We start from the raw sequence: 8,019 nt of genomic DNA, 5'->3' as shown, positions 1-8,019 counted from the left end.
GCACAACCGCAAGGGCGACGAGAACGAACCGCGCTACGAAGACGGCAAGGCGATCCTGATTCCGGAAGTGAAACCGGCGGTGGATGCATTCCTCGAAGCCGGCTTTCTCAACGCCGCACGCAGTTTCGAGACCGGCGGCATGCAGTTGCCGACGCTGCTGTCGCAAGCCTGCTTCGCGCACTTCCAGTCCGCCAACGCCGCGACAACGTCCTACCCATTCCTGACCATGGGCGCGGCCAACCTGATCGAAAGCTTCGGCACCGAGGAGCAGAAACGGCGCTTCCTGCAACCGATGATCGACGGCCGATTCTTCGGCACCATGGCCCTGACCGAACCTCACGCCGGTTCCTCGCTGTCGGACATCCGCACCCGCGCCGAACCTGCTGCAGATGGCACATATCGGCTCAAGGGCAACAAGATTTTCATCTCCGGCGGCGACCACCCGCTGTCGGAAAACATCGTGCACATGGTGCTGGCCAAGCTTCCGGATGCACCGGCGGGCGTGAAAGGCATTTCGCTGTTTATCGTGCCTAAATTCCTGGTCAACGATGACGGCAGCCTGGGCAAGCGCAACGACGTGCTGCTGGCCGGGCTGTTTCACAAGATGGGCTGGCGCGGCACCACCTCTACCGCGCTGAACTTCGGCGATAACGGCGAGTGTGTCGGCTACCTGGTCGGCAAGCCCCATCAAGGCCTGAGCTGCATGTTCCAAATGATGAACGAAGCGCGAATCGGCGTCGGCATGGGCGCGGTGATGCTSGGTTACGCCGGKTAYCTGTAYTCSCTGGAATACGCCCGCGAGCGYCCGCAAGGTCGSSTRCCGGACAGCAAGGACCCGAGCACTGCACCGGTGTCGATCATTCAGCACGCCGACGTCAAACGCATGCTGCTGACCCAAAAGGCTTACGTTGAAGGCGCCTTCGACCTCGGTTTGTATGCCGCGCGACTGTTCGACGACACCACCACGCTGGCGACCGAGGCCGAGCGCAAACAGGCCCATGAACTACTCGACCTGCTGACACCGATCGTCAAATCCTGGCCGTCGGAGTTCTGCCTGAAGGCCAACGAACTGGCGATCCAGATCCTCGGTGGCCACGGCTACACCCGCGAATACCCGGTGGAACAGCACTACCGCGACAACCGCCTGAACCCGATCCATGAAGGCACTCACGGCATTCAGTCGCTGGACCTGCTGGGTCGCAAACTGGCGCAAAACGGTGGCGCCGGGCTCAAGCAGTTGATCCGACTGATCGCCAATACCGCCGAACGCGCCCATGCGTACGAATCGTTAACGCCGCTACGTGAACCGCTGGAGAAACTGGTGGCACGCCTGCAAACCGTGACCATCGGCCTGCTGACGGATCTGGGCCAGGGCAAGGTCAACAACAGCCTGGCGAACTCGGCGCTGTATCTGAAGGTTTTTGGTCATACGGTGATCGGCTGGCGCTGGCTGGAACAGGCGATCCGCGCGGAAGAAGGGTTGGCCAAAGGTAACGCAGCGGATGTCGGCTTCTATAAAGGCAAGCTGCAAGCGGCGCGGTATTTCCTGACGTGGGAAGTACCGGGTTGTCACCATGAACTGGCGATTCTTGAGGCGCGGGATGATACGTGTCTGAATATGCAGGATGAGTGGTTCTGAGCAAAGCCTTGTAGCGCTACCGAGATCCCATCGCGAGCAGGCTCGCTCCCACAGTTGATTTCCAGTGTTCACAAATATTGTGATCACAACAGAGCCAGTGTGGGAGCGAGCCTGCTCGCGATGGCTTACGCATCATCAACACTTACTTCAGCTTGAATCCACCCATCTGCCGCGCCAAATCATCCGCCAACCGCTGCAACGTCTGGCAATCCTCCCGACACGCCCTCACCTCACCCGCCGTAGCCCGCGCCAGATCGGAAATCCCCTGCACATTCCGGTTGATCTCTTCGGTCACCGCCGACTGCTCTTCGGTGGCCGTCGCCACTTGATGGTTYATGTCGCTGATGCGCTCGACCTGCCCGGTAATCGCCGTCAACGACGCTCCAGTGCGCTGGCTCGACTCGACGCCGGTACCGGTCGCCGCTTGCCCTGAGTGCATCGACGACACGGCATTCTCCGCACCCTGCTTGAGGCTGCCGATCATCTGCTGGATTTCATCGGTGGACGCTTGCGTACGGCGCGCCAGCGTCCGCACTTCATCCGCCACCACCGCAAAGCCCCGGCCCATGTCTCCGGCCCGCGCGGCTTCAATTGCTGCGTTCAATGCCAGCAAATTGGTCTGCTCGGAGATCCCGCGAATCACCGCCAGCACCTGATCAATGGACGCTACCTGCGTCGCCAATTCGCCGACGGCACCGGCAGCAATACCGATTTCATCGGACATGTTTTCGATATGCCGAATGGAACCGCCGACGACCTCTCGCGCCTGCAACGCTTCATCGCGGGCCGTTTGTGAGGCGACCGCCGCGTTGCCGGCGTTCTGCGCGATTTCCTGTACGGTGAGGCCCATCTCGTGCACGGCGGTGGCGACCATGTCGGTCATTTCCTGCTGTCGACCGGAACGCTCGGCGGTGTTCTCCACCACTCGCGCAACCTGCCCGACGGCGGTGCGCAAACGCTCGCTGGTGGCCAGCACTTCGCCGATCATGTTGCGTTGATTTTCAAGGAACCGGTTGAAGCCGCGAGCCAGATCACCCAACTCATCGGCACGACTGGAATCTAACCTGTGAGTCAAATCGCCACCACCGCTACCAATCGCTACGAGTGCCGCTGTTACCTGCCGGATCGGCCGCACCAGGCCGCGAGCCAGCAACACCACCAATAACAGGCACACCAGCGCAACGCCCAAACCGATGGCGCTGGTCAGCCACATCGCATGTCGGGCCTCGGCGTAAATTTGCGATTGCGGCACTTCGGCCACCAGCGTCCAGCCCAGATCGCGCAAGGGCAGGCTCAGGGCCAGATAGTCTTCGCCATCGCGCACAAAGCCGCTGCTGGTCGGGCCTTGATGGCCCATCACCGCGTGCGCCGCCGAGTCACCGATCTGTTCGGCCAGCTGGCGTTTGTTGCTGAGCCCGGCCTCGGGATGGACCTGGATCAACCCGTCGGAACGCACCAGATAGACCTTCCCGCGCTTGCCGAAGCTGAAGTTGTGAATCAGCTCCGAGAGCTCCTTCATGCTCAGGCCCAGCCCGGCAACGCCCACAACTTTTCCGCCCTGCGAGACCTTGAGGTCGATGAACAAGGCCAATTCGCCGGTCGCCGTGTCTTTGTCGATATTGAGGGTGCGCGGCTGGTTGCCGTCGAGGAAGGCGTAGAACCAGGCGTCCGCGGGATTGGATCGACTGAGGGTCCGATCAAGCCCTTTTTCGGTGAAGTAGTGGCCCGACGCCGTGCCTGCGATCAGCGCGGTAAAGGCTTTGTGCTCGGCGCGGATGCCTTCCAGGTAGCTGACGAAGCCGTTGGTCCGGTCGGCGCTTTCGCCCTCGGCCAACCACTCGCGCACCATGCTGTTGCTGGCGATGTCCTTGGCGGCGGTGAGCGGCTGGACCAGAATCCGCTCGATGTCGTTGCGCATCGCTTCGATGCTCGACGGCAGCGCTTGCTCGACCAGATAGCGCTGGGCAAGGCGGTTGACCACCAGGGTATAAATGCCGACCACGATCAGAATACTGACCAGCAGGGCGGTGCCCATACTCAGGATCAACTGCCATTGAATACTGCGTCGCCAGAACTGCATGAAGCACCCCCAAAGAGTAAGAGGCAAAACTACTGCAACAGCCATGCCGATTGTATACAACTCAATCGACAATCTACTCTTTGGTTGTGCGCAAGCTGATCAGGCCTGATTGATCGTCTTCGAAATCACTTCAACCGTGGCGCTGACTTGCTCTTGGTAACGGTCGAGTTCCCGCTGATGACGTTTCTGCATTTCGAGCTGCTGCGAGCACAGGTTCATTGCCGTCAGCACCAGCAGTTTGTCCCCGATCAGGGTCGGGTATTTCTTTTTGGTCTCGGCCAGCACCGCTTTCAACATTAATGCGGCGTCCAGCAGGGTCTGCTCTTCCCCGGCTGGCGCCTTGATCGAATAGTCTTCCCCGAGAATCGAGACGACTTTTATCCCGTCGGCACCGTGTCTCATGCGTTCACAGGACCTGCGCTCACGCGCTCAACCAGCGCCTGAATGCGCGCGACAGTGGCGCCCTGCTTCTCTTCCTGTTCCATCAGGCTCAGTTGCAGGCTTTCGTTTTCATCCTTGGCCTGGGCCAGTTCTGCGCTCAGGGTTGCGTTCGTGCCGAGCAGCTCCTGGTTCTGTTGCACCAGGTCGCTGACCAGTTGTTCCAATTGGCTTAGGGATGCTTCCAACATTTTGATTTTCCGAGCATTTTCAAAGGGCGCGTACGATAAAGAAAAGTCACCACTGGCGCCAGGGTTATTCAGGCGCAAAGCCTTGATTTGCCTGGCGGCGACCTTGCTTGCGAGTTTTAAAGACTGCGATTGTCCGCTCTGGTTCCTGACAGCTCGTCAGTACGACCGATCTGCGGCAAAAGCGCACAGCGGCTCAAGACTTTAGTCGTATGACCGATAAGTCATGCATACCTCGTCTCTGACCTCGTGCCCATGCGCGCTTTATGGTGAACACCATGTCCCTTCGTAATATGAATATCGCCCCCAGGGCGTTCGCAGGCTTCACCCTGATTGGCGCACTGATGTTGATTCTGGGTGTGTTCGCCTTGAACTGTCGTACCGTTTGCTGACCAACCGCGAACCGGATATACAACAGAAGACCCTCGAACTGCTCGAGCTGCGCAACCAACAGATCCGTGCAGCCCAGACCGACTATGAAAAAGTCATCTCCAGCCCRCAGGAGCGTGCGGCCTACGACCAATACGTGCAGCTGCTCAGCCAATACCGCCAGTTTGAAGACCGCATGAAGAGCCTGTCGCGCAACAACCAGGTCGATGAATTGCGCACGCTGCTCAACACCGAGTTGCTGACCAACTCCGAAGCGATCAATACCGTGCTGAACCGGCTGATGCAGATCAACAACGACCAAGCCGCCAACTTCAACCAGAAAGCCGCCGACCAATACTCCTCCGCCTTCAATCTGGTGGTAACCCTCCTGCTGATCGCCACGGGCTTGACCCTGCTGTTTGCCTGGTTGCTGACCAACAGCATCACACAGCCCATCGCCAAGGCACTGAGCGCCGCTGAAGAAATCGCCGAGGGCAATCTGACCCGCCCGATCGTCGTCGACGGTAGCGACGAAGCCGGCCGCTTGTTGCAGGCCATGTTGAAGATGCAGGAAAAACTGCGCGACACCCTGCAGCAGATCTCGGGCTCGGCAACTCAGTTGGCCTCCGCCGCCGAAGAGCTGAACAGCGTCACCGACGAAAGCGCCCGTGGCCTGACTCAACAGAACAACGAAATCGAGCAAGCCGCGACGGCCGTCAACGAAATGACCAGCGCTGTGGAAGAAGTGGCGCGCAACGCGGTGAGCACCTCCGAAGCCTCGAAAAACGCTACCACTTCTGCCGGTGACGGTCGTGACCTGGTGCAGGAAACCGTCAGCGCCATCGAACGCATGAGCGCCGATGTACAGAGCACTGCCACGCTGATCGGTGACCTGGCCAACGAGTCGCGCGACATCGGCAAGGTGCTGGACGTGATTCGCGGCCTGGCTGACCAGACCAACCTGCTGGCACTGAACGCCGCCATTGAAGCGGCGCGTGCCGGTGAAGCCGGTCGCGGTTTTGCGGTGGTGGCCGACGAAGTCCGCGCCCTGGCGCATCGCACGCAGCAATCGACCAGCGAAATCGAACGCATGATCGGCAGCATCCAGAGCGGCACCGAACACGCCGTCGACTCGATGCGCAACAGCACCGAACGCGCTGAATCGACCCTGAACATTGCCCGTGGTGCCGGCCTGTCGCTGGACACCATCAACAGTGCCATCGTCGAAATCAACGAGCGCAACCTGGTGATCGCCAGCGCCGCCGAAGAACAGGCCCAAGTGGCCCGCGAAGTCGACCGCAACCTGGTGAATATCCGCGACCTGTCGGTGCAATCGGCCACTGGCGCCAACCAGACCAGCGCCGCCAGCAACGAGCTGTCGCGTTTGGCGCTGAACCTGAACAATATGGTTGGGCGCCGTAAAACTGCTGATGAGTTTTTTCTGGAAGACCGCAGCGTCTGTTTTGGGACCGCTGCGCGACCCAGCGGGAGCAAGCTCCCTCGCCACAGTGATCGCGCCCGACACAAGGGGCTGTGGTTGAGCGCCGTCAAAAGCTTTTTGACAGCATCACATTTCAACAGGTTAGAATCGCTGGCACGCAGACTGCATGGTCAGTTTGCGCCCGCCTTTAGCTTTCTGGAGTACTGCCATTGAATGCGACGACCATCAACAGCCTGTTCTTGATCGGCGCGTTGCTGGTAGGTGCGAGCATTCTGGTGAGCTCACTTTCGTCCCGCCTCGGGATCCCTATTCTGGTGATCATCCTGGCCGTGGGCATGGCTGCCGGCGTCGACGGCGGCGGCATCATCTTCGATAACTACCCCACCGCCTATCTGGTCGGCAACCTCGCCCTGGCCGTGATCCTGCTCGACGGCGGGTTACGCACCCGGGTCGCGAGTTTCCGCGTGGCGTTATGGCCGGCGTTGTCGCTGGCCACGGTCGGGGTGCTGATCACCACCGTGCTGACCGGTATGGCTGCCGCCTGGTTGTTCAACCTGAACCTGATCCAGGGCCTGCTGATCGGTGCCATCGTCGGTTCCACCGACGCCGCGGCAGTGTTCTCGCTGCTCGGCGGCAAAGGCCTGAACGAGCGGGTGACCGCCAGCCTGGAAATCGAATCCGGCAGCAACGACCCGATGGCAGTGTTTCTCACCGTCACCCTGATCGACATGCTCGCCAGCGGCCAGACAGGTCTGCACTGGAGCTTGCTCGGGCACCTGGTCCGCGAATTCGGCATCGGCGCAATCATCGGTCTGAGTGGTGGCTGGTTGATGCTGCAAATGGTCAATCGAATCCACCTGGCGGCCGGTCTGTACCCGATTCTGGTGATCGCCGGCGGTCTGGTGGTGTTCGCCCTGACCAACGCCCTGCACGGCAGCGGTTTCCTCGCGGTGTACCTGTGTGGCCTGGTGATCGGCAACCGTCCGGTGCGCAGCCGCCACGGCATTCTGCACATGCTCGACGGTATGGCCTKGCTGGCGCAGATCGGCATGTTCCTGGTGTTGGGGCTGCTGGTGACACCCCACGACTTGCTGCCCATTGCCCTGCCCGCCCTTGGCCTGGCGCTGTGGATGATTCTGTTTGCGCGACCGCTCTCGGTGATGGCCGGCCTGCTGCCGTTCAAGGCTTTCCATGGGCGCGAAAAGGCCTTTATCTCCTGGGTTGGCCTGCGCGGTGCGGTACCGATCATTCTGGCGGTGTTCCCGCTGATGGCCGGACTGCCGAATGCCCAGCTGTATTTCAACCTCGCGTTCTTCATCGTACTGGTTTCGCTGCTGGTGCAGGGCACCAGCCTGCCGTGGGTCGCCAAGCTGCTGAAGGTGACTGTCCCGCCAGAACCCGCGCCGATCTCCCGGGCCGCCCTCGAAGTGCACGTCACCAGCGAGTGGGAGTTGTTCGTTTATCGTCTTGGCGCGGAGAAATGGTGCATCGGCGCCGCCCTTCGCGAACTGAAAATGCCCGAGGGCACGCGTATCGCGGCGCTGTTTCGCGGCCAGCAACTGCTCCATCCGTCGGGTAGTACGGTGCTCGAAGTCGGCGATTTGCTCTGCGTAATCGGCCATGAACACAACCTGCCGGCACTCGGAAAACTCTTCAGCCAGGCGCCGCAACGAGGTCTCGATTTGCGCTTCTTCGGCGACTTCGTTCTGGAAGGCGACGCCCAGCTGGGCGCGGTTTCAGCGCTGTACGGGCTGCAACTCGAAGGGGTCGATCCGGACATGCCGCTGGGTCGTTTCATCACCCAGAAAGTCGGTGGTGCTCCGGTGGTCGGCGACCAGGTGGAATGGAACAACACCATTTGGAC

At 60.6% G+C, this 8,019-nt stretch carries 6 protein-coding genes and 1 pseudogene; 3 read left to right on the top strand and 4 right to left on the bottom strand.

The genetic code is table 11. The annotated features are described in order from the left end of the window. A partial coding sequence (locus AC1DH9_RS22440; protein WP_477808807.1) for an acyl-CoA dehydrogenase occupies nucleotides 1–1,639 on the top strand: 1,639 nt, incomplete at its 5' end. A gap of 142 nt (nucleotides 1,640–1,781) precedes the next feature. Here AC1DH9_RS22440 and AC1DH9_RS22435 read toward each other — a convergent pair. The 4 genes and pseudogenes from AC1DH9_RS22435 to AC1DH9_RS22420 all read right to left on the bottom strand — a co-directional run bounded on the left by AC1DH9_RS22435 (nucleotide 1,782) and on the right by AC1DH9_RS22420 (nucleotide 4,348). Further along, complete coding sequence (locus AC1DH9_RS22435; protein WP_477808808.1) at nucleotides 1,782–2,513, bottom strand: methyl-accepting chemotaxis protein; 732 nt, start codon at nucleotides 2,511–2,513, stop codon at nucleotides 1,782–1,784. Between the two features lie 135 nt (nucleotides 2,514–2,648). Then, nucleotides 2,649–3,674, bottom strand: a pseudogene (locus tag AC1DH9_RS22430) (HAMP domain-containing protein); the annotation flags it as partial. A 144-nt stretch (nucleotides 3,675–3,818) separates the two neighbouring features. After that, nucleotides 3,819–4,121 carry a cell division protein ZapA gene (locus AC1DH9_RS22425; protein WP_054595286.1) on the bottom strand — a complete coding sequence of 101 codons (303 nt, stop codon included), beginning with the start codon at nucleotides 4,119–4,121 and terminating at the stop codon, nucleotides 3,819–3,821. Beyond that, a complete protein-coding gene (locus AC1DH9_RS22420) occupies nucleotides 4,118–4,348 on the bottom strand; it encodes a hypothetical protein (protein ID WP_019691434.1) in 231 nt (76 codons plus the stop codon). Before AC1DH9_RS22420 ends, AC1DH9_RS22425 begins: the two co-directional genes overlap by 4 nt. Nucleotides 4,349–4,730: 382 nt before the next feature. On the opposite strand from AC1DH9_RS22420, the gene AC1DH9_RS22415 reads away from it, so the two are divergent. Together AC1DH9_RS22415 and AC1DH9_RS22410 are read left to right on the top strand one after the other, a co-directional pair. Beyond that, nucleotides 4,731–6,368: a methyl-accepting chemotaxis protein gene (locus AC1DH9_RS22415; RefSeq protein ID WP_477808806.1), complete on the top strand. Its 1,638-nt coding sequence runs from the start codon at nucleotides 4,731–4,733 to the stop codon at nucleotides 6,366–6,368. Continuing rightward, a partial coding sequence (locus AC1DH9_RS22410) for a potassium/proton antiporter (protein WP_477808805.1) occupies nucleotides 6,365–8,019 on the top strand: 1,655 nt, incomplete at its 3' end. The genes AC1DH9_RS22415 and AC1DH9_RS22410, both read left to right, overlap by 4 nt.

It is taken from the genome of Pseudomonas sp. 05T35, from assembly GCF_056396605.1.
This window is presented reverse-complemented; position numbering and strand designations above follow the sequence as displayed.

Excerpts from the sequence above, each read along its gene's own strand:
- AC1DH9_RS22420 (WP_019691434.1), bottom strand. The coding sequence starts at position 4,348 with ATGTTGGAAGCATCCCTAAGCCAATTGGAACAACTGGTCAGCGACCTG.
- AC1DH9_RS22425 (WP_054595286.1), bottom strand. The coding sequence starts at position 4,121 with ATGAGACACGGTGCCGACGGGATAAAAGTCGTCTCGATTCTCGGGGAA.